The organism is Mesorhizobium sp. M0292 (assembly GCF_040321695.1).
In the GTDB taxonomy this organism is placed as follows: Bacteria; Pseudomonadota; Alphaproteobacteria; order Rhizobiales; family Rhizobiaceae; genus Mesorhizobium.
In genome coordinates this window covers 11,469-35,905 of the sequence record NZ_JAMYSB010000031.1, presented here as the reverse complement: position 1 = coordinate 35,905, position 24,437 = coordinate 11,469, and the positions used below count along the sequence as shown (strand labels likewise).

Genomic DNA, 24,437 nt, shown 5'->3' with positions numbered 1-24,437 from the left:
CGATCAGGCCGACGCTGCCGCTTCCGTCGTTGCGTTGGCCGACGACAGGCCGGGCAGCGCCACCAATTGCGCCGGCTCCAGCGGCGGCGACAAGAGGTAGCCCTGCAGCTGCTGGCAGCCCATGGCGACCAGCAGCGCCTTTTGCACCTCGGTCTCTACTCCCTCGGCGGTGACCTCGACCTTGAGCGCGCCGGCGAGATCGATCAGCGCCTTGACGATGGCGCCCGAATTGCCGTCGCCGTCGAGAAGCCGCACGAAGGAGCGGTCGATCTTGAGCTTGTCGATGGCATGGCGGCGCAGATAGCTCAGCGACGAATAGCCGGTGCCGAAATCGTCGAGCACAATGCCGACGCCCGACTGGCGCAAGGCTGCCAGAGCCGCTCTGGTGGTGTCGTTGTTTTCCAGGAGAACGTTTTCGGTGATCTCGAGCTGCAGGCGCTTCGGCGCCAGTCCCGTTTCGGCGAGGATCGAGGCAACCTCTTCGGCAAAGCCGGCGTCGCGCAATTGCAGCGGCGAGACATTGACGGCGAGCCACGGCAGTTTGGTCTTCACGGCGAAGCGGCAGGCTTCCAGCAGGGCCCATGCGCCGAGCTGCCCGATCATGCCGCGTTCCTCGGCGATGGCGATGAACTGCGCTGCCGGCAATGCGCCATGGACCTCATGCGCCCAGCGGATCAGCGCCTCGGCGCCGACAATGGTCTTGCCGTCGCTGGCAAAGACCGGCTGGTAGGCGAGCTTGATACCGGTGCCGCCATTCAGCGCGCTGCGCAGCTCGCTCTCGACCTTGCGCTTGCGCAGCAAAAGGTCGTCCATGTCGCCGGCGAAGACCTGGTAGCGGCCACGGCCGTTCTTCTTGGCTTCGTAGAGCGCGATGTCGGCCTTGCGCAGCAGATCGTCTGCGTCGGCATCAGGGCCTGTCGACAAGGCTATGCCGATGCTGGCGCTGATAAAGACCTGATCGTCCATCAGCTTGAACGGCTCCTGCAGTTTCTGCAGCACCCTCTCGGAAATATCCTCGGCGTTCCTTACGTCGCGGACATCGATCAGGATCACCGCGAATTCGTCGCCACCCAGTCTTGCCACCGTGTCGACGTCGCGAACCGTATGCTGAAGCCTGGCCGCCGTCTGGCGCACGAGTTCGTCGCCTGCCGGGTGACCAAGCGTGTCGTTGACATGCTTGAAGCGATCTAGATCGAGATAAAGCAGCGCGACCTTGCTTTCATTGCCGGAGGTAAGCAAGGCACGCCGCAGCCTGTCCTCGAACAGTGCCCGGTTGGGCAGGCCGGTGAGCGTGTCGTGAAAGGCGAGATATTGCGCCTGGGCCTGGCTGGTCTGCAGCGCCGATGACGCACGGCGCAGACGCCGGAGCAGAAAGGCGAGCACGCTCGCCGCAACCAGCGCGGCCAGAGCCAGGGCCGGGCTGGCCTTGCCCACCAGCGTCAGGCCGGGCCGTTCCTGGTCCCAGGCAATATAGCCGAGGATGACACCCTGTTTGTCGATAAGCGGAATGGCAGCCGAGCCAAGCGGCTGAGCCATCGGCAGGAGATGCGCCCCCGCCAGCAGATATTTCTGCGCGATCTTGCCGATCACCGCGTCGTTGATGAACTCTATGGAGACATGCAGATATTCGCTGCCGGATGCCTGGGTGACGCGATCCGAACTCGGCACCAGAGGCATGACGCTGAGTATGGCAGGCTGACCGCCAAGCGAGACCAGATCGTCGGCAACGAATTTTGCGCCGGCCTGGCTTGCGTCCTTGCTCATCATCTGGCGCAACCTGGCGATGGTCGGCCGCAAAGCGGGTTCGTCCTCGCCAAAGACGGCAGGCGACACGACCTTGCCTTCGCGCATGGCGTGGACCGGCCGGTTGGCGTTGTCCAGCACATAGACCCGGTTGTGGCCGTAATACGAGTACATCCAGACGCTGAAATTCTCGGCCATCCAGGTCTGGTTGCCGGCCTTGGCGTTTATAACGGAATCATCCCAGACGGCGACGCTTTCCTGCTCGCGCTTTACCGCGGCGATCAGGTCCTGCAGGCCGTTGGCAAGGAAAACCTTCTCCCGCTCGAGCGAGACCCGGTCGGCCTGCATGGTGGCGTAAAGGCCGAAGCCGACAACGATGGCCAGTGCAAAAACGGCAAGCGTCAGCACCGTCAGGGTGACCTGGAACGTCAACGGGCTGCGTTGTTTGCGGGCGCTCATGCGTCCTCCTTGGCCCAGAGTCAATCAGGCCAGGCTTAAGATCAAGTTATGGAATCTTGACGCGGAGCGACAACAGCCGCTCAATCGGCCGATGAGCGACGCAGAATCCGAATCACGAACCAATGCCACCGAATACACGGTGAGCGAGATTTCCGGCGCGCTGAAGCGCACGGTCGAGGATGTCTTCGGCCATGTGCGGGTGCGCGGCGAAATTTCCGGCTATCGCGGGCCGCACTCTTCCGGCCATGCCTATTTCACCCTGAAGGACGACCGCGCGCGGCTCGATGCCGTGGTCTGGAAAGGCACGATGAGCCGGCTGAAATTCCGTCCCGAAGAGGGGATGGAGGTGATCGCCACCGGCAAACTCACCACCTATCCCGGCAAATCCAACTACCAGATCGTCATCGACAATCTAGAACCCGCCGGCGCCGGGGCGCTGATGGCGCTTTTGGAAGAGCGCAAGCGGCGACTGCAGGCCGAAGGACTTTTCGATGCCGGCCGCAAGCGGCGGCTGCCGTTCATGCCGCGCACCATCGGCGTCGTCACCTCGCCGACCGGATCGGTGATCCGTGACATCATCCATCGCATCAAGGACCGCTTTCCGCTGCATGTGCTGGTCTGGCCGGTAAGAGTCCAGGGCGAGACGGCGGGGGCGGAAGTGACGGCCGCCGTCAACGGCTTCAACGCGCTGGCCTGGGATGGCGCGATTGCCCAGCCCGACCTTCTGATCGTGGCGCGCGGCGGCGGCAGCCTCGAGGACCTCTGGGGGTTCAACGATGAAGGGCTGGCGCGCGCCGTCGCCGCCTCGCGCATTCCGGTGATTTCGGCCGTCGGGCACGAGACCGACTGGACCTTGATCGACCTCGTCGCCGACATGCGCGCACCGACGCCGACAGGTGCGGCGGAGATCGCGGTGCCGGTGAAAGCGGACCTCGAAGCGACACTAGCCAGTCTTGGCGCACGGCTCAAAGCAGCCACCTTGCGCAATTTCGAACGCAAGCGGCAGGCCTCGCGTGCGGCCGCCCGCGCGCTGCCCTCGCCCGACCAGTTGCTGGCGCTGCCGCGACGGCGGCTGGACGAGGCGGCCAGCCGGCTTAGCCGGGGGCTGATGGTCTCCACCGAAAGAAAGCAAGCTCGGTTCTTCGCCGTGAAGCTCACTCCGGCAACGCTGTCGCGGCGGATTGCCGAGGCGCGACGCACCAACGACCGCAACCTTTTGCGCGCCCAGGGGGCGCTGCGCGCATTGGCGAGAGCCCGGCGCGCGGAGTTGAATCGTGCGGCGGATCAGTTGCCAAAATGTGCGAAAGCATCCCTGCAACGGCACAGGCAGCAACTGGCTTTGCTGCAAGGCCGCATTACGATCGAGCCAACGGCACGGCGGCAAACCGTGCAGAGGGATCTTCTGACAGCTTTGACGAGACGAGGCACGCAAGCGGTACTGCTCAGGCTGGAGCGACTGCGCGGCCGCATCGTCCAATCCGAGAGGCTGATGGCAACGCTGTCGCACAAGGCTGTGCTGGCCCGCGGCTTCGCGCTGGTCAAGGATGCCGGCGGCGCGGTGATCAAACTGGCAGTTGATGTGGCGCCGGGCGCTGGCCTGCAGCTGGAGTTCGCCGACGGCATCGTAAATGCAGTCGCGACCGGCGACGCCGAGCGGGTGCAGGCCGTTGCCAAACCAGCGGCCACGCCGCCCGCCAGCAAACCCGCCGCAAAGCCGACGGCCAGCAAACCGAAAGAACCGGGCAATCAGGGCTCGCTTTTTTAGAGGACCGCATGACCGGACATGACCCGCATCTTCAAACGCCGGCGGGCAAGCCGCGCGCCCGTGCTTTCGGCATTGCCGCCGGGCGGCTTCAACGCCATCACCGATGTGCCCGGCGTATCGGTCGGCTATGCGACGCTGATTTCCGGCGAGGGTCTGCTCGAGGTTGGCACGGGGCCGGTGCGCACCGGCGTCACCGCCATCCTGCCGCGGCCGTTGGCTGAGCTCGCCACGCCGGTGTTTGCCGGTGTCTTCAGCCAGAACGGCAATGGCGAGTTGACGGGGTCGCACATTATCGAGGAAGTCGGCGCCTTCAACCTGCCGGTCACCATCACCAACACGCATTCCTGCGGCGTCACCCGCGACGGCACGCTGCGCTGGATGCAACGCGTGCTGCCGGCGGCGCTCGACAGCGGCTGGGGCCTGCCGGTTGCGGCGGAGACCTATGATGGTTTCCTCAACGACATCAACGGTCATCACGTCGGCTTCGAAGATGTCTAAGCCGCGCTCGACGGTGCCGCCGGTGGAGCGATCGAGGAAGGCAGTGTCGGCGGCGGCACCGGCATGATTGCCTTTGGCTTCAAGGCCGGCTCGGGCACGGCATCGCGCATCGTCGAGTGGCAGGGCATCAGGCATACGGTCGGCGTATTCTTGCAGGCGAATTTCGGCAAGCGGCGCAATTTCACACTGCGCGGCGCCCGCGTCGGGCCCGATCTGGTAGAGCCGGCGATGCGCGAAGGCACGCCGCGTGCCGAAAAGGGCTCGATCATCGCCATCGTCGCCACCGATGCGCCATTTCTGCCGCACCAGATGAAGCGGCTGGCAAAGCGCGTGCCGCTCGGCATCGCCATGACAGGCGGCTTCGGCTACCACAGTTCGGGCGACATTTTTCTGGCCTTCACCATCGCCAATCCGCAAGCAGCACTTGCACCGTCGGGACGAACCGCAAACGCCGCTTACATCCCGGACGTCGATATCGATCCGTTCTTCGATGCGGTGGCGCAAGGCGTAGAGGAGGCGATCCTCAATGCAATGGTCGCCAATGAGGATATGAGCGGACGCGACGGCAATTTCGTGCCGGCGCTGCCGAAGGCCTGGCTGAAAGATCGATTTGGATAGAGGACAAGGCCTGGCGGCGCCAGGCCTGTTGCGTCACGGCTTGGCCGCGTTGCTCTGGTCGGCCTCGGCCGCCTCTTCGAGCCGCGATGCGATCAGTTCCTGGATGTCGCCGACTTCTTCCTGGATATCTTCCAGCGGAATGCCGACCTCAGCGGCCTTGGCCGCGCACTCCTTGGCGAGGGTCTCGGCCTGCTTCTCGATCTTTACCGGCGAGTGCTGGCAGTGAACCTTTTCACCGATCCACCCGCGCAAGAACTCGATCGCATGTTCACTCATACTGCTTTTCCCTGGCGGCTATGCCGGTTGGTAACCGTAAACGTCCGCACCCGGTAAAGGATGCATGCTGCCATTCGAACCGAGTCGGCTTCGCCCGGCAAGTTGATCTTGTCGGAGGTCCGAAGAGCCGAATGAAAGGAAGGGTTCAATGAGCACGTTCTGATTGTTTGATAGAGTGGTACGTTGGCCGGGATCGGCTTCGGCTCTATGCTATTGTTCTTACGATCTTTTCCTGCTGTCGACGGCCGATTTGTATCACAATAGGGATCACAACGCGTAACACATTTTCTGCTGCTTCGTGGTACACCGCCACAGCTACACGGTCGAAGCCGCCGCTATATAGTGACATCATTATGCGATGTCGACTCTATCAGCCATCCTGCTTCTTTCCGCCGCGCTGTGTCAAACGTCATCCCCGTCCAGTATGGAGATCGGATGGCCCCGGAGGGCGTATGAAGATGTTGATTTTATTGCGTTTCGTGGGCCAAAATCAGAAAGCTCTCGTCAGCGTCACCCCGCTCGACTGCCTCCGCCACACTCAGCGCCTCCGACGTCGATTCCTTGCACGTAAGGCGCGGGCCGGATGAACGACAACATTGGCGCGTTGGCAGCGCGCTCCTGCTAAGGACGATGTCTCGATGCAACAAGCTCTGCCTTTCGCTGCGCCGTCTCCAGACCGATTGAGATGAAGGCGCGCGCATGCCGGGCCAATTCCATATTGTCGGACCACAGATTGCGCCAGATCGCCGTCTTCCGTGACAGGTTCTCGTCGACGATCTTCGACGAGAAGGATTCAAAGCTGAGGTCGTCCCTATAGCCGATCGCGGTCAGCGCATCGAAGATGGCGGCAAAGTCGATATTGCCGGTGCCGAGGAAACCGCGATGGCTCTCGCCGATATGGACATAACCGATCTTGTCAGCGGCATGGCGGATAGCCAGTCCGACATCGGCCTCCTCGATGTTCATGTGGAAGGTATCGAGATGCAGGAAGATGTTGTCGGAGCCGGTGTCCGCGATGAAGGCCAGGCCTTGTGAAGCGGTGTTGAGAAGATTGCTTTCGAAGCGATTGACGATCTCCAGATTGAGCGTGACGCCGGCGGCCTTGGCCGTCTCCGCAACCTTCGCAAGTGTACCCGCGCTGCGGTTCCACTGATCGCGCGTCGGCGCCTGCGTCTGCAAGCCGTGGCTGGTACTGAGGATGCCGCCAATCTTCTGGCCGCCGAGATCGCGGGTGAGCGCGATCGTCTCGTTGAGGATCTCGACGCCGCGCGCGGCAACCGCCTTGTCGGCACTCGAAATGTCGCCGTCGGCCGGCAGGCCGATGCTGATCGCCACGCCAAGCTTGAGGTCGGCGATGCGCCTGGCCAGCCCGCCAACGTCGACATTGGCGGGGTCAAGATAGGAGAACTCGATCAGGTCGAAACCGGCCTCCTTGGTGTTGGCCAGCGTCCGTTCGAGGTCGCCTTGCGCCGAACTCGCCGACCAGACGAAGGAATGAATACCGATGCGCGACATGATCGTCTCCCGTTTCTGGAATTGAGTTGCGGCCGGGTTGCCCCGGCCGCATCGGCCTTGGGAGGCTTAGCGGGCTGCGGTCCAGCCCTTGTAGTCTTTCAGGTTCTCGGCCGTGATCAGCTTCGGGTCGAGCAGCACGGTCGGCTCCGCCGGCTTCTTGCCGGCAAGCAGCTCAGCCGCCATCGTCAGCGACTGGCCAGCCATCACGTAGGGATCCTGCGAAGCCGAGGCCTTGATCATCGAGGTGCCGGAAGCGAGTTCCTTCTCGATATCGGGAGCGCCATCCACTGCGGTGAAGATGAACTCCGAGCGATTGAGCTGCTTGGCCGCAAGCTGGGCGCCGATCGCCGTCGGATCGTTGATGGCAAACACCGCATCGATCTTGTCGAAGCGGGTGAGCAGCGACTGGAAGACCTTCAGGCCGCCGTCGCGCGAGCCTTCGGCATTCTGGTCGTCGGAGAGGATCTTGATGTCGGGGTGTTTTGCAAGGACGTCTTTGCAACCCTTCACCCGCTCCAGGATCGACGACGACGCCGGGCCGTTGAGGATAACGTAGTCGCCCTTGCCGCCGGTGTGGTCGACCAGATACTGGCAGGCCTCTTCGCCGGCCTTGACGTTGTTGGTCATCACGGTGACGTCGGCGCCTGGCGCCGAGACGTCGAAGGCGGCAACGACGATGCCCGCTGCTTGCGCCTTCTTCACCGCCGGGCCGATCGCCTTGGCATCGACCGCATTGAGCATGATCACGTCGACCCCGGCGGCGATGAAGGAATCGACCTGAGAGACCTGCTTGTTGAGGTCGTAGTCGGCCGACACTGACGTCACCTCGACCTTCGGGTTGATCTTCTTGGCCGCGTCCTCGATGCCCTTGATGGTGGCGACGAAGAAGGGGTTGCCGAGCAGGCCGACCGAGATGCCGACCTTGTTGAGGTCCTTGGCCGATGCGGGCGCGATGGCGGCAGCCGCGAGTGCGACGCCGCAGAGCAGTTTAGCGATGGTCTTCATTGCTTTCCTCCAATTGCCCCGCGCCTCTCACGGTGCGTTACACAAACCGGTCGTTTACGCCGGCGACCAAGGTCAATCACGTTCTCGCTCCTGCCTGGAGCCTGTAGCGGTCGAGGGCGACTGCCACGATGATGACCAATCCCTTGATGATGTACTGCCAGATGTCCGAGACACCGGCCAAGATAAGCCCATTGGAGAGCACCGCTATGATCAGGCCGCCGATCAGCGTGCCCCAGATCGAGCCGACGCCGCCGACGAAGCTGGTGCCGCCGAGAATGACCGCGGCAATGGCGTCGAGTTCGTAAGACTGCCCAAGCTGCAGCCCGTTGGCCGCATAGAGCCGGGCCGCTGACATGGCGCCGCCAAGGCCGGCCAGCAGGCCGGAAACGCCATAGACAAAGAGCAGCACCAGCGGCACCTTGATGCCGGTCAGCCGCGCCGCTTCGGCATTGCCGCCAACGGCATAGATCCAGGTGCCGAGCACGGTGCGCTTGAGCACCAGCCAGGACAGCACCACGACCGACAAGGCGATGATGACCAGCCACGGAATGCCGAACAGCGAACCGTTGCCGATGAAGTCGAACGGCAGGTCCGAGTTGAACACCGTGGTGTCCTGGCCGAGCAGGCGGGCGACGCCGCGCACAGCGGTCAGCGACCCCAGCGTGACGATGAAGGGCGGCAGTCTGATATAGGCGATCAGCAGCCCGTTGATGACGCCGAAGCCGAGGCCGACGAGAATGGCCGCCGGCACGCCCAGCAGTCCCCAATCGGGCACCAGCGACACCATCACCGCCACCATCGCCGAGGCGGCAAGTATCGAGCCGACGGACAGGTCGATCCCGCCGGTCAGGATGACGAAGGTCATGCCCGCTGCCAGCACAATGTTGATCGACGATTGCTGCATGACGATCAGCAAATTGGTCTGGGTGAAGAAGCGCGCGTTCATCAACTGAAAGCCGACCGCCAGCAGGATCAGGATCGGCAGCATGCCAAGGGCGGCGAAGGCGGTGCGCAACCGCCGGCTCCTGCCGACAACCTGGCCACTGATCTCGGTCGCCTTGTCGGTCATCCCTTGGCCGCTCCCGTTGCAAGTTCCATGATTGCTTCCTGGCGCAGCGGCTGGTCTTTGGACGCCGTAACCTCGCCGGCAATCGTGCCGTCGCGCATTACCAGCACGCGGTCGGCAACGCCGATCACCTCCGGCAGTTCGCTGGAGATCATCAGGATGGCGATGCCCTTTTTGGCGAGATTGTCGATCAGCCGGTAGATTTCCGACTTCGCTCCGACATCGACGCCGCGCGTCGGTTCATCCAGGATGACCACTTGCGGCTCGGTCTCGAGCAGGCGGGCAAGCAACACTTTCTGCTGGTTGCCGCCCGACAGCGAACCGGCATTGGCCTGTACCGACCTGGTGCGGATGGAGAGATCCGAAACGGCAGTGGCAGCACGTCTCTCGGCGGCTTTGAAATCGCGCAAGCCGCCGGGCCGCGCATCCCTGGCCAGCACGCCCATGCTGATGTTGTCGGAGATCGACATGTCGAGAAAGAGGCCGAGCTCCTTGCGGTCCTCGGTGAGATAGGCGATGCCGGCATTCAGTGCCTCGCTTGGCGAGCCGATGGTTACGGGCTTGCCGTCGAGTTCCAGCGTGCCGGCGATGCGTCTGTCGGCACCGAAGATCAGTCGCGCGAGTTCGGTGCGGCCCGAGCCGACAAGGCCAGCCAGAGCCAGCACCTCGCCCTTGTACAGTTCGAAGGAGCAGTTCTTCAGGAGATTGCCGTCCGCCATGCCGCGCACCGACAAGGCGACCGCGCGCTTGTTGTCCGGCGGGCGATGATCCTTCCTGTAAAAAGCGGACAGGTCGCGGCCAACCATCATCGAGACGAGGCGCGAGGCGTTCAGCTCGGCACGCTCGAGTGTGCCGACATAGCCGCTGTCGCGCAGCACGCTGACACGGTCGGCCAACTGGTAGACCTCTTCCATGCGGTGGCTGATGTAGATGATGGCGATGCCTTGCGACTTCAGCGTCGCGATGACCTCGAAGAGACGGTCGGTCTCGCGCGAGGTCAGCGAGGTGGTTGGCTCGTCCATGACGATGATGCGCGCGCTGGTCGAAAGCGCGCGGGCGATTTCGACCAGCTGACGCTCGCCGAGCGACAGGCTGGAAACCTGAGCCCGTGCGGAGAAGGACACGCCGAGACGCTTGATGATCTCATTGCTGCGCCGGTAGCATTGGTCGCGGTCGACGATGCCAAAACGCCTCGGCTCATTGCCGAGGAAGATGTTCTGCGCGACCGTCAGGTTGGGCGCCAGCGACAGTTCCTGATAGATAACCGCAATGCCGTGAGCCCGCGCCTTGATCGGGTCGCCGGTGGCGACCGGCACGCCGTCGATCAGTATCTCGCCGCCGGCATCAGGCCGATAGGCGCCGGACAGCACCTTCATCAAAGTCGACTTGCCAGCACCGTTTTCACCCATCAGCGCATGGACTTCGCCGGCATGGACGGTCAGCGACACGTCCTGCAAGGCGCGGACTGGCCCGAACGTCTTCGAGATGTGCCGCATTTCCAGCACTGGCTGGCGCGTGACTTCGGCCTGAGCAGCGACAATCACCGTGCGCCTCCCGCTGCCGCGCGGGGGATGCCCTGCTCGCCGATGAGGCCACGCCATGTGTCGCGATATCGGGCAAGTCCGGTGAAGCTTGCGGCACGCACGGGCTCCGGCACTTCCGCGGCAAATTCGCGGCCGACGGTCTCGAAGGCCAGCGCCGCCGCCCCGGTGGCGCTGCCCTCCAGTGTGGCCCCTTGCAGGAAGGCCTGGCTGGGACGCAGTTGCGCCACTAGCCCGGCGAGCAGGCCGCCAGCGTTCAGTCCGCCATCGACGATCACGGTGTTGTCCGAATGGATCTGGTCGAGGCAGAGGTCGACCATCAGCGCGACGTAGAGCAGCGCCACGGCTGCGCGTTCCTCGGCGCTTGGCATGCGGCCGACCAATTTGCCGGCGCGGCCGGGCATTGGTCCGCCCGGCGCGAAGCTCGGCAGCGCCATGCTGCCGGCGTTGATCACCCGCTGCACTGTCGCCGGCGCGATCGCGCCTTGCCAGCCGTCGCTGATCGTGGCGAATTCGCGCCCGCCCATAAAGCGGATGGTCGGCACAGGGCCGCCGTCGACATCGACATTGACCAGCATGTCGCGCTGGCCATCGAGCGCGTCGAGCAGGCAATCCGGATTAAGCACGACGACCCAGGTGCCGGTCGAGACGACGGTGACCGGGCCAAGCTCCTGCCGGCGATAGGCATGGAGCGCGGCATTGCTGTCATGGACACCATTGTGGATGGCGATCCGCCGCTTCGTGTCGCCGAGGCGTTGCTCGCCGATAACCGAGCCCGCCCGCTCGAAAGCGGGCATCCGGTCGCGCCAGCCCTCGATGTCGACCAGCGAACTGAAGTCGCGCTTGCGCGGCGCCCATAAATGCGAGTGGCAGCCGAGATAGGACACTTCCGAGACCGCCCGGCCGCCAAACCGCCAGCTCCAGTATTGTGGATAGCCGAGGATCGATTTCGCGGCCGTGAATGCACCGGGTTGCACCGCCTGTAGCCACAGCATGTGGCGACCGTAGTTGAAGCCGAGCGGCAATCGCGGCGAGAAGGTCTCGGTGAAATCCGGAACGAGGCGATCAATTTGCGCGGCAATATCAGCCGGCGGCTCTTGCTCATAATCGAGTATCGGATGCGTCAGCGCCGCCTCGTCGACCAGGGCAAAGGTGCAGCCATGGCCCGACACCATCACGCCCTGTACGCCATGGACGTCGGCGGCCTCGCTAACGGCGCGAACCGCCCAATCGTGAAGTGCTGCCTCATCAAGCACGCTGAAGCCATCTTTGCGCATCCAGTTCGGCCGGGTCCGGCGCTCGTCGACGATGCGCCCGTCCTGAGCGAAGACGAACAGCTTCGAATTGGTCTTGCCGAAATCGAGGACGGCCATCTTCACTGGATGGCTCCCGAAGCCGAAGCGATGCGCACCATGACGCCCGCGTCTTCCAGCATGCGCGCGTCGACGTCGGACAGGCCGTCATCGGTCACCAGCGTGCCGATGCGCGACAAGGGCAGCGCGATGTTACGGGCGTGGATCGACAGTTTGCGGCTGTCGGCCAGCACCACGATCTGGTCGGCACACAGGCTGAGATCGGCGATGGAGCGGACCAGCAGCGGGTGCGATTCCAGCACGCCCTCCTGGCCAAGGCCTTGCGCGCCGAGAAAGAACTTCGATGCGTAGAACGGCTCCGCCTGGGTCGGTGAATGGATGATGCCCGGCTCACGATGCAGATCGCCGCCGGCAACGGTCAGGCTGCAATGGCCGTGGTCGCTCAGATAGGCCGCGAGCGGCATCGAATTGGTATAGAGACGGATGCTGCGCTCAGCCAGCTTGACCCCAAGGTGGAAGCAGGTCGAACCGCCATGCACGATGACCGCATCGCCGTCGCGCACCATCGTGGCCGCGAGAGCGGCGATCTGCCGCTTGGCCTCGACCGCGAGGTCGCGGTTCTCGTCATAGGGCCTGGCATAGGCAACACCCGCCTGTGAAGCGCCGTCGAGCGCCGAGATGCCACCATAGACCTTCCGTGCTTCACCGGCCTCGTCGATCTTGTCGATGTCGCGCCGCACCGTCGCCGCCGACACGCCGAGCTGCTCCTGCAGTTCGCGCACCGACGCGAAGGGGCGATCCCGCAGCAACTCGACGATCTGACGCTGGCGGCCGGAGTCGCTCAATCGTTTTTCCTCCCAGGAGCCGTTTTTGCCACGGCATTTGACGTAACTTACTCAACATCTTTCCGATTGCAAGAACCTTTGATGACATTAGATCACTATTGACGTAAGTCGCTCGCATCTGCGATACACATCAACATCCCACGACGGGTATCCGAAGCTGCGAGGCTGACGGAGCTGATAGAGGAAATGCGCCATGGCGAGCTATGCGGATGCGCAGGAAATGGCTGCTTTGCGGGCGCTTTCGGCCAGCATCGGGCGCAATCCAAATCTGACCCAGGCCGCCGGCGGCAACACCTCGCTGAAAGCCGGCGACACGCTGTGGATCAAGGCTTCCGGCACATGGCTGAAGGATGCGCTCTCCGAAGACATCATGGTCCCGGTGGCGATGGCGCCGCTGCTCAGGGCTGTCGAACAGCGCGACAGCGCCGCCGACCAGCCGCAGATCTTCGCCATCGAGACGCTCAACGCCCGGCGCCTGCGCCCTTCGATTGAAACCACCGTTCACGCGCTGATGCCGCAGCGCGTCGTCCTGCATGTCCATTGCGTCGAAACCATTTCGCTGGCGGTACAGGCCAATTGCGAGGTGGAAGCCGCCAGACGCCTTGATGGTCTCAAATGGGCGTATGTTCCTTATTTCCGGCCAGGCCTGCCGCTTGCCCAGGGTATTGCCGAGCGGCTTCAGGCTGGGGTCGACGTGCTAATCCTTGCCAATCACGGGCTGGTCGTCGCGGCCGATACCGTCGCCGAGGCCGAAGTGCTGCTGCGCCGCGTCACGCTGCTTCTGGCGCGGCCGGCGCGCCAAGTGGCGGAACCGGATGTTGCGGGATTGGCGGCGCTGGCCGGGAAAACCGGTTACAGGCTGCCGGCGGAAATCGAGGCGCACGCGGTCGCCATCGATCCCGAAAGCCGCCGCATGGCGTCCGGGGGCAGCCTCTACCCCGATCACGTCATCTTTCTGGGTCGGGGGTCGGTGGTGGCAAAGCCCGGTGAGGATGTGCCGCGCGTCATCGAGCGGTGCGGTACAAACCCCGTGGCGATCCTGTTTCCCGGGCTGGGCGTGCTGATGCGCGGCGATGCCAGTGCGGGCGCCGACGCCATGCAACGCTGCCTTGCCGACGTGACGGCACGCATCGACATTGCAGCGCGGCTGAACTACCTCACCGCCGCCGAGAACGATGAACTGGTCAACTGGGACGCCGAGAAGTATCGCCAGAAACTCAATGCCGCCAGCCGCTGACACGCCGCTTGCCATAGGCATCGACATCGGCACGTCCGGCGCGCGCGCGGTCGCCATGCGTCCGGATTTTTCCATTGCCGCGCGTTCCGCCGTTTCGCTCGAGTTGTTTGGCCGGAATGCCCGCGACCCTGCAGTGTGGTGGTCAGCGGTCGGCGCAGCGCTGGCGGAACTGCTTTCGGGCATCGACCGAACAGCGGTCCGGTCGATCGCTGTTGACGGCACTTCAGGTACGTTGCTGCCGGTCGACGGCGCCGGGCGGCCGCTGGCCGAGCCGCTGATGTACAACGATACGGTCGCCGACAACGCCATTCTGGTCGCGATCGCTCGCGAAGCCCCAGCGACCAGTGCCGCACTTGGGGCGACGTCCGGTCTCGCCAAGGCGCTCTGGTTCCAGCGCACGCCCGGTGTTGCCGCGGTGCTGCATCAGGCGGACTGGATCGCGGGACAATTCTCCGGTCGCTTCGATGTCAGCGACGAGAACAATGCCTTGAAAACCGGTTACGACATCACGGCCCGCTGCTGGCCGGACTGGATTGCGGCCACCGAAATGCGCATGGAGTTGCTGCCCGGTATCGCCAGGCCGGGCGATGTCGTCGGCAAACTCACCGCGGATGCCGCGGATATGTTCGGCTTACCGCGCGAAATCGCCGTCGTCGCCGGAACGACCGATGGCTGCGCCTCGTTCCTGGCGACAGGTGCCGCGGCAATAGGCGACGGCGTCACCGCGCTGGGGTCGTCGTTGACCGTCAAGATCCTGTCCGACCGGCCTATCTCGGCGCCACGCTTCGGCATCTACAGCCATCGGCTTGGAGATGTCTGGCTGGCGGGCGGCGCATCGAACTCCGGCGGCAAGGTGCTGACACAGCATTTCCCTCTGGCGCGCATCGTCGAGCTGAGCATGGCGATCGACCCGATGACCGAGACCGGCCTCGACTACTATCCTCTTGCCACTGCAGGCGAACGCTTTCCGATCGCCGATCCGGCACTGCCGCCGCGTCTTGTGCCGCGACCGGTGGAGGACGCCGACTATCTGAAAGCCATGTTGGAGGGTATCGCCGCGATCGAGGCGCTCGGCTATGACAGGCTCGCCGAGCTCGGCGCTCCGCAGCTGACGTCGGTCAGAAGCGTCGGCGGCGGTGCGGCGAATGCCGCCTGGACGGCGATCCGGCAGCGCAGACTTGGTGTTGATTTCCTGCCGGCGCTTTCGGACGAAGCCGCCGCCGGCACAGCGCGGCTGGCGCTGATGGGCGCAAGCGCGGCGGGGCTTCTATGAGCGCGAAAACAGTCGAACACCTCAACGGCGTCAACCAGCTGGCCGAGCGCTATGATTTTTTCCTGCTCGATCAGTTCGGCGTGCTGCATGACGGCGCCAGCCCCTATCCAGGGGCAGTGGAAGCACTGTCGGCGCTGAAGCGCGCCGGCAAGACCATTGTGCTGATCTCGAACTCCGGCAAGCGGGCGGGGCCTAACGAGAGCCGGCTGCTAAAGCTCGGCTTCGAACCGGGAAGCTGGGACCATTTTGTTTCTTCCGGCGAGGTCGCGTGGGAGTTCTTCCACGACATGGCGGTATCCGGAAAGCTACTGCCAAACACGAAATGCCTGTTGATAAGCCGCGACGATGACCGCTCGGCGATCGAAGGTCTGCCGTTCGCATTGACTAAGGACGGTGACGATGCCGGGCTGGTGCTGATTTCGGCCAGCGAGGGCGACCGCTATGATCTTGAGCACTATCGCCGACTTCTTGCGCCGGCTGCGGTGCGGCAGGTGCCATGCTTCTGCACCAACCCTGACAAGATCATGCTGACGGCAGTGGGGCCGCGCTTCGGTGCCGGCCGGCTGGCGGATCTCTACGAGGACCTCGGTGGTAGCGTCACGCGTATCGGCAAGCCTTACCCCGCCATATTCGGCGCCGCACTAGCGCTGGCAGGCAATCCAGACCGCGGCACTGTGGTCTGCGTCGGCGACAGTGTCGAACACGACATCGCTGGCGGACTTGCTGCCGGCGTGGCCACGGTGCTGGTTCTGTCAGGAATATTGGCGGACACACCTGACCTGTTCGACCTGTTCGACACGATGGACGCATACCCGGATTACACCATGGATGGCTTCAGGTTTCGCTGATTTGATTCACCCCGCAGCGCTCGCGCCCGAATCCGGCCTCAACGCCTCGTGGCCGGCGAGCATTGGCCGGCTGGCTCAAGGCTGCCGAACAGCGCGGATCCAGTCGAGCCGCGCGGCTGGAATGAGGCCGTAATTGTAGAAATTGATGCCGTCGACACCGGGCGCCAGCGCTGGCTTCACCTTGGCCGCAAGAATGTCGGGGCGGGCCATTTCCGGATAGAACAGCCGGTAGCCGGCGCCGAGGAATTTGTCCGCGCCCAGTGCCGCACGGCCGGCCGCCATCAGGCTGGCGACATCGCCGGCCTGCATGTCGTAGGCGCACAGGATCGCCCCGTCGCAGACCTTGCCCAGCGCTGCCAGATCGCAACCGCCAAGCCAGCCGTCTTTCAGATCGATAATAACGACCCGCGTCGTGGGATCGGCTACCTCGCGCAGTTCGGCGACCAGGCTGGTCACTGGCTCGAATCGCCACAAGAGATAGGCATGGAGCTCCGGCCAGGGGGCAAAGGCGTCGATGCCGCAGGCGGGAAAATCGGGAAAGCGCCGCTCAGGCATCGCACGCTCGCAGGTCTCGACGATCCATTGCCTGGTGAGCTTGCGCGCCGCCTCGGCATCGATGCCGGCTTTTGCCGCACGGGCGACGCAGGACGGACAGAAGCACAGAGACAAAAGAAAATCGTCTTCCGGCGTCAGCCCGACACCGTCCTTCTCGTGATGGTATTCATGGGCAAAGCCCATGAAGGACGGGCTTTCAAGTTCTATCCGGTCCGGCCGGTAGCTGTGCGAGATGTCTGCGATCAGCGCGCGGACATAGGCGCGCGCATCGGGATGGGAGGGGCAGAGATTGTAGTAATTGGCATCGCCGAAGGCGTTGCGGGTGACGGCCTGCGGATGCAGCATGCCCAGGCGGGTGTTGTGCAGGCAGACCGTCCAGCACGAAACTCCTAGTCCGCCCGCGTCGCGACGGCGGATGAGCTGACCGAGCACGTCGCCGCCCTCAGTGATCACGTCAGCCACCTTGGGCTGGATGGCTAGACTTCCCCAGCGCGCAGCGGTCGGCTTGAAATAGATGGTGCCGTCCTCAGGGAAATAGGCCTTGCGGCGCGGGCTGCGCGGCTGCAGGAAGCGCCCGGCATGATAGGATGTCGCCAGGCTGATCATGTTGAGCCCGGCGCGCTCGACAAGATCACGTTCGACCGTCTCCAGGCCGAGATCCTGGATGTCCCAGGGATAGGTCCACATGGACAGTTGCTGCATGGAATATCCTCTGCCTTTGGCTCAGCCGTCGACCGGCTCTGCGACCTGCATTAGGCAGTCGCCCGCCTCACACATCGTGTGCAGCCGGCGCGACAGCACCAAGCCGCTTTCGGCGAAATGCAGGGCCTCCTCGGCAACATCGAGCCGCTCGAGATCGTGGTACCAGCCGGCCAATTGTCCTGAAGTGACACTGTCGCCGAGCCTAGCGGCGGGCTCGAACCAGCCGCGGCGGGTGGCATAGAGGCCCTGGCTGTGCCTGGACAGGGACAGCAGCCTTGTCGGCGCCGAAGGCTTTTCGCCCGCGCCAAGAACCGGCGCGTCGACCACACCCATTGCTATCATCAGACGGTCGAGCGCGCGGGCCGTGATCGCCATCGAATCGACCGTTGCGGTGCCACCGCCGCCGAACTCACCGCTGACGCCGACGGCGCCGGCGCGGCGCGCTGCGCCCATCGAGGTTGGCGAGGCCTGGCCGTTGTCAGCGATAAAGCCGTAGGGCATGCCGAGCGTGCGCATCAGCTCGACGCCGCGCCGGTGGCGCTCGGGATCGGCGTTGCGTTCGACCAGCGCGGTCGGCAGATGCTCCATCGACGTGCCGCCCGAATGGATATCGAAGACGACGTCGTGACGAGGAAACAGCTCCGTCTCAAGGAAATTGGCGAGCCGGCTTGTCGGCGTTCCCGAGGGATCGCCGGGAAACGCCCGGTTGAGATTGCCGCCGTCGAGCGGCGAGCAGCGCTTGGCGGCCATCACCGCAGGGGCGTTGGCCATCGGCATGATGGTGATGCGGCCCTTGATCCGCTTCGGATCGAGCCGGCGCGCCAGTTTTGCCAGCGACAGCTCGCCCTCATATTCGTCGCCGTGATTGCCGGCCATCAAAAGCAGTGACGGGCCGTCGCCATTGCGGATGAGGCAGATCGGCACCTTGACCTGAAAGTAGGGCGAGCGATCGATCGAGAACGGAATGCTTAGATGGCTGAGCGTCTTGCCGTCGCGGTCGAAATCGAGCGTGTGGGCGAGGCCGGTGTGCATGGTCAGACCGCCGCGACCGCGGTGATTTCGATGCGGAGATCAGGGTCGGCAAGCCGCGCCTCGACGCAGGCCCGCGCCGGCAGGCGGGCAGGATCGATCCAGGCATCGTAGATGCTGTTCATGGCCTCGAAATCACCGATCTGCGGCAGGAAGATGTTGACCGCCACCAACTTCGACTTGCTGCTGCCGACCTCGACCAGCAGCGCCTCGACTTTGGCAAGCACGTCGCTGGTCTGGCCTTCGATGCCGGCCTTGCGATCGTTGGCCACTTGGCCGGCTATGTGAACGAGGCCGCCATAGACGACTGCCTGCGACATGCGCGAGCCGGACTGAAAATACTTGATCATATCGGATCCTTTCGAGGTTCTCTTTTTGGGGGATCTGGTCAGCCGAACCAGGTGGGGAAAGCGTGGCGGACGTGGCCGGTCGCGTCGACCCCGAAGATCACGCGATAACGGTCGAGGCAGGTGCAGGGGTGCGAGATGCCGAATTCGATGACGTCGCCGACGGCGATGTCGTCGCTCGGCGCAATCGACAGGAAGGCATGCTGGTCGTTGAGCTTGACCACCTCGGCGCGCGCGATGGGCATCGGCGACGGCTTCCCGGCGCGGAAGACCGTGAGCAGCGTTGGAAATCCCTGGTCGAACGACACGTCGCGCATCCCCATGCCGCAGATGATGAGGCCGGGCTCAGGCCGCGACAGCACTTCGGCCCACAGGCGTAGCGCAGGGCGAAAGGAATGCCGCGCCGAAGCGCTGATGCCGCCTATGGCAAAACCCTTGCGGGCATCGAGGGCGCCGAGCGAACGGTCATAGGTGCCGTGGTCGTGGAAGAAGATGGCGCCACTGCGCAGCACCAGCGTTGCGTTGCCGTCGCTGAAAACCACCGGCGAAAGTGCTTCAACCACTCTGTCGAAGAAGGCGGAGCCGCCGGCTGTGACGATCAGCGGTGCGTCGCCGCCGACGCGGGCACGCAGCCGCAGGAACATGTCGGCGGTCATTGCCAGCAGGCCGGATATCACCTCATCGGTGCGACCGGGCTCGGGTTGCGCCGCCGCCCCTTCATAGGTCGTAACGCCGGCGATCAGCAGCCGCCCGCCGGCAGCCGTGATCGCATCGGCGATGGCCTCGGCTTGCGCGGTGGTGCGGGCGCCCGCCCTGCCCGCACCAAGTTCGACCAGCACATGCAAAGGCGGCAGTGCCGCATTGGCGCGCCAAGCCTCGGAAAGCGCGTTCACGGCGTCGACCGAGTCGGCAAAGACATAGAGCTCGGCATCCGGCCAGGCACCAGCAAGCACGGCCAGCCGGTTGGCGCCGCCGGCTCCGCCAACCTCATTGGCGATGATCAGCCGTGTCAAGCCGGCGTTCAGCATCACTGTCGCTTGCCTGATGTCGGCGACCGTCGTGCCCCATGCGCCGGCCTCGACCAGCGACCGGGCAAGGTCGGGCGCCATCGGCGTCTTGGCATGCGGAGCGATCTCAACATTGTGTTCGCGCGCATAGCGCAGGAACAGGTCGCGATTGGCGGAGAAGGCCGCCTCGTCGAGGGTCAGAACCGGAAGCGCCATGCGTCCATCCGCGGGATGCCAGTGCTCGGCCGCGACAAGGCTGCTGTCAAGCCCGGTTGTGCCGGGAGGCACGCCGCGGATGCGGTCGTCGAGCTGAAAATTTTCGTGCACCGAAAGGGCTGGAACCGGTGAGTTTTCAGTCATCCGATGCTAACCCTTTCACCGTCGCAGAACGAAGCCAGAATCGATCGCCGGTCACAGCCTGAGAGAGATACGTGCCAGAACCTTACGCCGGACCGATCATCGACGCCCATCATCATCTTTGGGATCTCAGCCTGGGACGGCATCCCTGGCTCGCCGCCACGGCCGGCGAGCGCGGCGGCCTGGGCGAGCTTGGCCCCTTGCGGCGGAACTATCTGCCCGGGGATTATGCGCGCGATGCCATAGGGCATAATGTCGTCGCCACCGTCCATGTCGAAGCCGGCTGGGCGAGTGGCGACTGCATCGGAGAAACGCGCTGGCTTGAAACACTCGACAAATCGCGCGGCTTCGCCGCCCGCTATGTCGTTCACGTGCCGCTCGCCGATCGCCAGGCGCCGGCGCTGATCGAAGCGCAAGCCGCGTTCGAGCGTGTCGCCGGCGTGCGCGACATATTGAGCTGGGATCCCGACCCTGCCCGCCGTTTTGCGGCCCGTGACGGCATCATGGACGATCCGGCCTGGCGCGCCGGGCTTGCCTTGCTTGGCCAGCATCGGCTGGCCTTCGACCTGATGGTGTTTCCGCGCCAGCTCGCCGACGCGGAGCGGCTTGCCAGGGCCTTCCCCAACCAGCAATTCGTGCTCAACCATTGCGGTAGCCCGATCGACCGCGACGCCGATGGCATGCAGGTGTGGCGCGACGGGCTGCGGCTTCTGTCGCAATGCGACAACGTCGCCATCAAAATATCGGATCTGGTCGCCTACGATCATGACTGGACGCTCGACAGCCTGAAGCCCGTCGTCCTGCATTGCATCGATTGTTTCGGCACCGATCGCGCCATGTTCGGCAGCGACTTTCCGGTCGCCGGCCTGCATGCCTCGTTCGATGACATATATGACGGCTTCAAAACCATCACAGTGGACTTTTCCGCCGACGAGCAGACGGCGCTGTTCTTCGGCAACGCAAGGCGCATCTATCGGCTCGACGATGTGTCATCGGCGCGCCTGCTCCCGGCCTGAGAGCAGCAGCAGGCCGAGGATCAGCGAGCCGAACAGGATGCTGCGCCAGCCGGGCGATGCGTTGACGACGGTGATCAGCGCGGTGATGGTGACCAGCAGGATGGCGCCGGGGATGGTGCCGGCATAGGTGCCGAGCCCGCCGAGGATCGAGGTGCCACCGAGGACCACGGCGGCAATCGAGGCGAGCAGATAGGGATCGCCGATGCCGACATAGCCCTGTCCGTTCATGCCCAACACGAGCACGCCGGCAAGTCCCGAGCAGAAGCCGCTGATGCCGTAGACCGCAAGCGTCGTGGACGTGACCGGAACACCGGACAGTGCCGCGGCAAGCGGGTTGGCGCCCATGGCGAAAATCCGGGCGCCGAGCGATGTCGCATGCATCGTGGTCAGCACGATCACCGAGACGACCACCCACAACAATACGCCAGCGGGAATGCCGGCCGGCCGGCCATTGCCGAGCCAGTGGACCAGCGGGTTCTCGGCGGTCACGGCGCTGCCGCCGGCGATGATGATCAAAAGACCCTGCAAGAATGTCGCCATGGCCAATGTCATGATCATCGGGTGGACGCGCAGCAAAGCGACGCCGAGCCCGTTGACCAGGCCGATTGCCGTGGTCAGCACCAGAACGGCAAGAATGGCGGTGATGCCGGTCGGATCCACCTGCCACGACAGCAGCGGCAGGCTGACGGCGCTGACCGTGACGATGGCCGCGACGGAAAGGTCGATGCCGCCGGCGATCACCACAAAAGTCTGGCCCGCGGCAACCAGGCCGATGACGGCGCCGAGCTCCACCAGATAGCGCAGATGGCCATAAGCGCCGAAGCCGCGCGAAACGAAGCTCGCCACGATCCAGACCGCGGCAACGATGGCAACGGTGAGAAACGGCCGGCTGCGCAGGACCGTCAGGGCGCGTTTGCCGCCCGCGCTGTCATTCCATGCTGTCATTGCTGTGCCTTGCGGAATTGCGGGATGGCGACCGCGCCGATGATGATCAGGCCCTGGGCCACATATTGTGCGACCGGCGTGAAGCCGAGGAAGAACATGACGCTGATCATCAGGCTGAGCAGCAGGCTGCCGGCAAGCGCGCCGCGCATCGTGCCCTGGCCGCCGAGGAAGCCGATGCCGCCGAGCACCGCAGCGGCAATCGAGTTCAGGGTAAAGGCGGCGCCGATGACCGGGTCGCCCGAACCGGTCTGTGCGGCGACGAACAAGCCGGCGCCGGTGGAGAGCAGACCGCTGATCGCATAGGCCGCAATGCGCGCGCCGTCGACCGGCACGCCGGAGCGATAGGCGCCGACCGGATTCTCGCCGGCGGCATAGAGGCTCAAGCCAAGCGGCGTGGCGAGATAGAGCTTCCACAGGAGAATGATGACCACCAGCAGTACGAATGCCGCCGGTGTGTTGCCGGCAAGCAGGTCGGACAGCCACGCCGGGATTGCGCCGCCGGGCCGCGGCAGGATCAGCAGTGCGGCGCCGCCGATGATGAAGGACCCGGCAAGCGTCACCACGATCGCCGGCAGGCGAAGCCGTACCACGATGAAGCCGGTTGCCGCCCCGATGCCGAGGCCCGTCAGCGCCACCGCGGCAGTGCCCCCGGCGACGCCCAGCGGCCCGGCCATCGTCGTCGCGGCGATGACCGCGCCCAAGCTGACCGTCGCGCCGATGGCCAGGCTGATGCCGCCGGTGAGCATCAGGATCGCCTGCGCCATGGCGACCAGCGCCAATGGAAACCAGCTCTGGGTGAATTTGGCGAAGCCGGACGCCGTGAACAGGCCCGGAAAGAGGACGCCATAGGCGATGAGAAACACCAGGACGACGGCAAACAGGCTGCGCACGCCGACATTGCGACGCATCTGCACCGGCCAGTAGAGCGCATCGGTCTGCCGGGCGGAGGAAGATGTGTTCATGCCGCAACCTTCCGCTGTTCGGCGCCCATCGCCGCGGAGACGATGGCTTCCTCGCTCAGCGCTCCACGCGCCAGCATGGCGACGATGCGGCCTTCGCGGACGATGGCTACACGGTCGCAAAGGTGCACGAGTTCGGGCGTGTCGGAACTGAGCAGCACGACCGCCTTGCCGGCGGCGGCGAAATTGCGAAGCATCATGTAGATCTCACGTTTTGTTTCGACGTCGACGCCGCGCGTCGGATCGTTGAGCAGAAGCACCAGCGGGTCGTGCGGCATCCATTTCGCCAGCGCCACCTTCTGCTGGTTGCCGCCCGATAGAGCCTGCGCCGCCCGGCCGAGGTGACCCTTGATGCCGAGTTGGGCGGCAAGGCTTTTGGCCGTCTCGCCCTCTGCGCGGCGGCTGCGCAGCTTCAGCGCCGGCAGCCTGGCAAAGGCGGGCAGCATCATGTTGGTGATGATGGGATGGATCAGGTGCAGGCCCTCGCGCTTGCGATCCGCGGGCACATAGGCCAGCCCCAGCGCGTTGGCTTTCGGCACGCCGCCGGGCAGGCCGGAGGCGCCGTTGACGGTCGCCGACGCCGTCCGTGCCGGAATGGCGCCGTAGAGACCGAGCAGCAGATCTTCCTGCCCTTGCCCGACCAGGCCGCCAATGCCAAGCACTTCGCCCGTTTTGATATCAAGATCGACGTCGCGCATCAGGCCGGCCGAAAGATTTCGGACAGAGATAGCGTCGGCAGGCAAACTGGAAGGCTGCCATTGCGGAAAAAGATCACCGGGATCGCGGCCGACCATCAGCCGAACCAACCCGGCGGCGTCGGTGCCTTCCAGGGTGCGGTCGGCCGTGCAGGTGCCGTCCTTCAGAACGGTGACGTGCTGGCACAGCGCCATGACTTCGTTCAGTCGGTGCGAGATGTAGAGAATGGCGATGCCTTCGCCGCGCAACCGCTGCAGCAGATCGGTGAGAATTTTGGTTTCGGTTGCCGATAGCGACGATGTCGGTTCGTCGAGAATGAGCACGCGCGGCCGGCGGTAGAGCGCCTTGGCGATCTCCACCATTTGGCGGCGGCCGAGCGACAGATGCCCGACCGGCGTCGACAGCGGCTCGTGCAGCCCGACAAGTTCGCATGCGGTCCTCGCCCGCGCAGCGAGTTCGCGGTAGTCAATCAGGCCGAACCGTTTGGGATAGGCGCCGAGACCAATATTTTCGGCGATGGAAAGACTGGCCGTCAGGCTGAGTTCCTGCTGGACGACGGCGATGCCGGCCTGCCGCGCAACAGCCGGCGTCATGCGTGAGACCGCGCGTCCATCGACCTCGATCGTCCCGCTATCCGGTCTCAAGGCGCCGGACAAAAGGTTGATCAAGGTCGACTTTCCGGCGCCGTTCTCGCCGAGCAGCGCATGCACGCGGCCCGGCTGGAGAGCGATTGAAACGTCGCGCAGGACGGGGTTGCCGAAGAAAGACTTCGACACACCCCGCGCCGCGAGCAGCGGAGCCATGGTTGTCAACGCTACAACC

The 24,437-nt window shown here is 64.5% G+C and carries 20 protein-coding genes and 1 pseudogene; 6 read left to right on the top strand and 15 right to left on the bottom strand.

The window, feature by feature from the left end; genetic code table 11:
* Positions 1 to 3 precede the first annotated feature (3 nt).
* The gene (locus tag NKI96_RS29450) at positions 4 to 2,202 is read right to left on the bottom strand and encodes a bifunctional diguanylate cyclase/phosphodiesterase (protein WP_352807452.1); all 2,199 of its coding nucleotides are present in this window, start codon (positions 2,200 to 2,202) and stop codon (positions 4 to 6) included.
* A gap of 91 nt (positions 2,203 to 2,293) precedes the next feature.
* On the opposite strand from NKI96_RS29450, the gene xseA reads away from it, so the two are divergent.
* Both xseA and NKI96_RS29440 read left to right on the top strand, forming a co-directional pair.
* The gene (gene xseA, locus NKI96_RS29445; RefSeq protein WP_023692358.1) at positions 2,294 to 3,967 is read left to right on the top strand and encodes an exodeoxyribonuclease VII large subunit; all 1,674 of its coding nucleotides are present in this window, start codon (positions 2,294 to 2,296) and stop codon (positions 3,965 to 3,967) included.
* Between the two features lie 8 nt (positions 3,968 to 3,975).
* A pseudogene (locus NKI96_RS29440) lies at positions 3,976 to 5,083 on the top strand (DmpA family aminopeptidase).
* A gap of 33 nt (positions 5,084 to 5,116) precedes the next feature.
* On the opposite strand, the gene NKI96_RS29435 reads toward NKI96_RS29440, so the two are convergent.
* From NKI96_RS29435 to NKI96_RS29405, 7 genes are all read right to left on the bottom strand, one after another.
* Positions 5,117 to 5,359 (bottom strand): DUF768 domain-containing protein, encoded by a 243-nt coding sequence (locus tag NKI96_RS29435; protein WP_023670565.1) that lies wholly within the window; start codon positions 5,357 to 5,359, stop codon positions 5,117 to 5,119.
* A 621-nt stretch (positions 5,360 to 5,980) separates the two neighbouring features.
* Positions 5,981 to 6,874, bottom strand: a complete 894-nt coding sequence (locus tag NKI96_RS29430) for a sugar phosphate isomerase/epimerase family protein (protein WP_023707957.1) — start codon at positions 6,872 to 6,874, stop codon at positions 5,981 to 5,983.
* Positions 6,875 to 6,940: 66 nt separating this feature from the next.
* A complete protein-coding gene (locus tag NKI96_RS29425) occupies positions 6,941 to 7,879 on the bottom strand; it encodes an ABC transporter substrate-binding protein (RefSeq protein WP_023670567.1) in 939 nt (312 codons plus the stop codon).
* Positions 7,880 to 7,955: 76 nt separating this feature from the next.
* Positions 7,956 to 8,948, bottom strand: a complete 993-nt coding sequence (locus tag NKI96_RS29420) for an ABC transporter permease subunit (protein WP_352807449.1) — start codon at positions 8,946 to 8,948, stop codon at positions 7,956 to 7,958.
* Positions 8,945 to 10,441 (bottom strand): sugar ABC transporter ATP-binding protein, encoded by a 1,497-nt coding sequence (locus NKI96_RS29415; protein WP_050588083.1) that lies wholly within the window; start codon positions 10,439 to 10,441, stop codon positions 8,945 to 8,947. Before NKI96_RS29415 ends, NKI96_RS29420 begins: the two co-directional genes overlap by 4 nt.
* Before the next feature lie 44 nt (positions 10,442 to 10,485).
* Positions 10,486 to 11,865, bottom strand: coding sequence for an FGGY-family carbohydrate kinase (locus tag NKI96_RS29410; RefSeq protein ID WP_023732351.1), 1,380 nt, complete (start codon positions 11,863 to 11,865; stop codon positions 10,486 to 10,488).
* Entirely contained in the window at positions 11,862 to 12,644 is a 783-nt protein-coding gene (locus tag NKI96_RS29405) for a DeoR/GlpR family DNA-binding transcription regulator (protein ID WP_023701285.1), read from the bottom strand. Before NKI96_RS29405 ends, NKI96_RS29410 begins: the two co-directional genes overlap by 4 nt.
* 193 nt (positions 12,645 to 12,837) lie before the next feature.
* Here NKI96_RS29405 and NKI96_RS29400 point away from each other — a divergent pair, with 193 nt between their 5' ends.
* The 3 genes from NKI96_RS29400 to NKI96_RS29390 are packed head-to-tail and all read left to right on the top strand — an operon-like array spanning position 12,838 to position 16,002.
* The gene (locus NKI96_RS29400; RefSeq protein WP_023670571.1) at positions 12,838 to 13,881 is read left to right on the top strand and encodes a class II aldolase/adducin family protein; all 1,044 of its coding nucleotides are present in this window, start codon (positions 12,838 to 12,840) and stop codon (positions 13,879 to 13,881) included.
* Positions 13,865 to 15,154, top strand: coding sequence for an FGGY-family carbohydrate kinase (locus tag NKI96_RS29395; RefSeq protein ID WP_023723356.1), 1,290 nt, complete (start codon positions 13,865 to 13,867; stop codon positions 15,152 to 15,154). Before NKI96_RS29400 ends, NKI96_RS29395 begins: the two co-directional genes overlap by 17 nt.
* Positions 15,151 to 16,002, top strand: a complete 852-nt coding sequence (locus tag NKI96_RS29390; protein ID WP_023686807.1) for a TIGR01459 family HAD-type hydrolase — start codon at positions 15,151 to 15,153, stop codon at positions 16,000 to 16,002. The genes NKI96_RS29395 and NKI96_RS29390 overlap by 4 nt, the downstream gene beginning before the upstream one ends.
* Positions 16,003 to 16,077: 75 nt before the next feature.
* Here the strand turns inward: NKI96_RS29390 and NKI96_RS29385 are convergent, their stop codons facing one another.
* Genes NKI96_RS29385 through NKI96_RS29370 form a run of 4 tightly spaced genes read right to left on the bottom strand, consistent with a single transcriptional unit; the run spans position 16,078 to position 20,002 of the window.
* Positions 16,078 to 17,259 carry a hypothetical protein gene (locus NKI96_RS29385; RefSeq protein WP_023807587.1) on the bottom strand — a complete coding sequence of 394 codons (1,182 nt, stop codon included), beginning with the start codon at positions 17,257 to 17,259 and terminating at the stop codon, positions 16,078 to 16,080.
* A 21-nt stretch (positions 17,260 to 17,280) separates the two neighbouring features.
* Complete coding sequence (locus NKI96_RS29380) at positions 17,281 to 18,291, bottom strand: succinylglutamate desuccinylase/aspartoacylase family protein (RefSeq protein ID WP_023686805.1); 1,011 nt, start codon at positions 18,289 to 18,291, stop codon at positions 17,281 to 17,283.
* 2 nt (positions 18,292 to 18,293) lie between these two features.
* Positions 18,294 to 18,638, bottom strand: a complete 345-nt coding sequence (locus NKI96_RS29375) for a RidA family protein (protein ID WP_023686804.1) — start codon at positions 18,636 to 18,638, stop codon at positions 18,294 to 18,296.
* Positions 18,639 to 18,676: 38 nt separating this feature from the next.
* Complete coding sequence (locus tag NKI96_RS29370) at positions 18,677 to 20,002, bottom strand: alanine racemase (protein ID WP_352807444.1); 1,326 nt, start codon at positions 20,000 to 20,002, stop codon at positions 18,677 to 18,679.
* Positions 20,003 to 20,073: 71 nt separating this feature from the next.
* Here NKI96_RS29370 and NKI96_RS29365 point away from each other — a divergent pair, with 71 nt between their 5' ends.
* Positions 20,074 to 21,015 carry an amidohydrolase family protein gene (locus NKI96_RS29365; RefSeq protein WP_352807441.1) on the top strand — a complete coding sequence of 314 codons (942 nt, stop codon included), beginning with the start codon at positions 20,074 to 20,076 and terminating at the stop codon, positions 21,013 to 21,015.
* On the opposite strand, the gene NKI96_RS29360 is transcribed toward NKI96_RS29365, so the two are convergent.
* From NKI96_RS29360 to NKI96_RS29350, 3 genes are read right to left on the bottom strand one after another with little or no spacing between them, the layout of a single operon-like run.
* Positions 20,989 to 21,960 carry an ABC transporter permease gene (locus NKI96_RS29360; protein ID WP_023748645.1) on the bottom strand — a complete coding sequence of 324 codons (972 nt, stop codon included), beginning with the start codon at positions 21,958 to 21,960 and terminating at the stop codon, positions 20,989 to 20,991. The genes NKI96_RS29365 and NKI96_RS29360 overlap by 27 nt on opposite strands.
* Entirely contained in the window at positions 21,957 to 22,922 is a 966-nt protein-coding gene (locus NKI96_RS29355) for an ABC transporter permease (RefSeq protein WP_023834041.1), read from the bottom strand. The genes NKI96_RS29360 and NKI96_RS29355 overlap by 4 nt, the downstream gene beginning before the upstream one ends.
* Positions 22,919 to 24,418: a sugar ABC transporter ATP-binding protein gene (locus NKI96_RS29350; RefSeq protein ID WP_352807438.1), complete on the bottom strand. Its 1,500-nt coding sequence runs from the start codon at positions 24,416 to 24,418 to the stop codon at positions 22,919 to 22,921. The genes NKI96_RS29355 and NKI96_RS29350 overlap by 4 nt, the downstream gene beginning before the upstream one ends.
* Positions 24,419 to 24,437 lie beyond the last annotated feature (19 nt).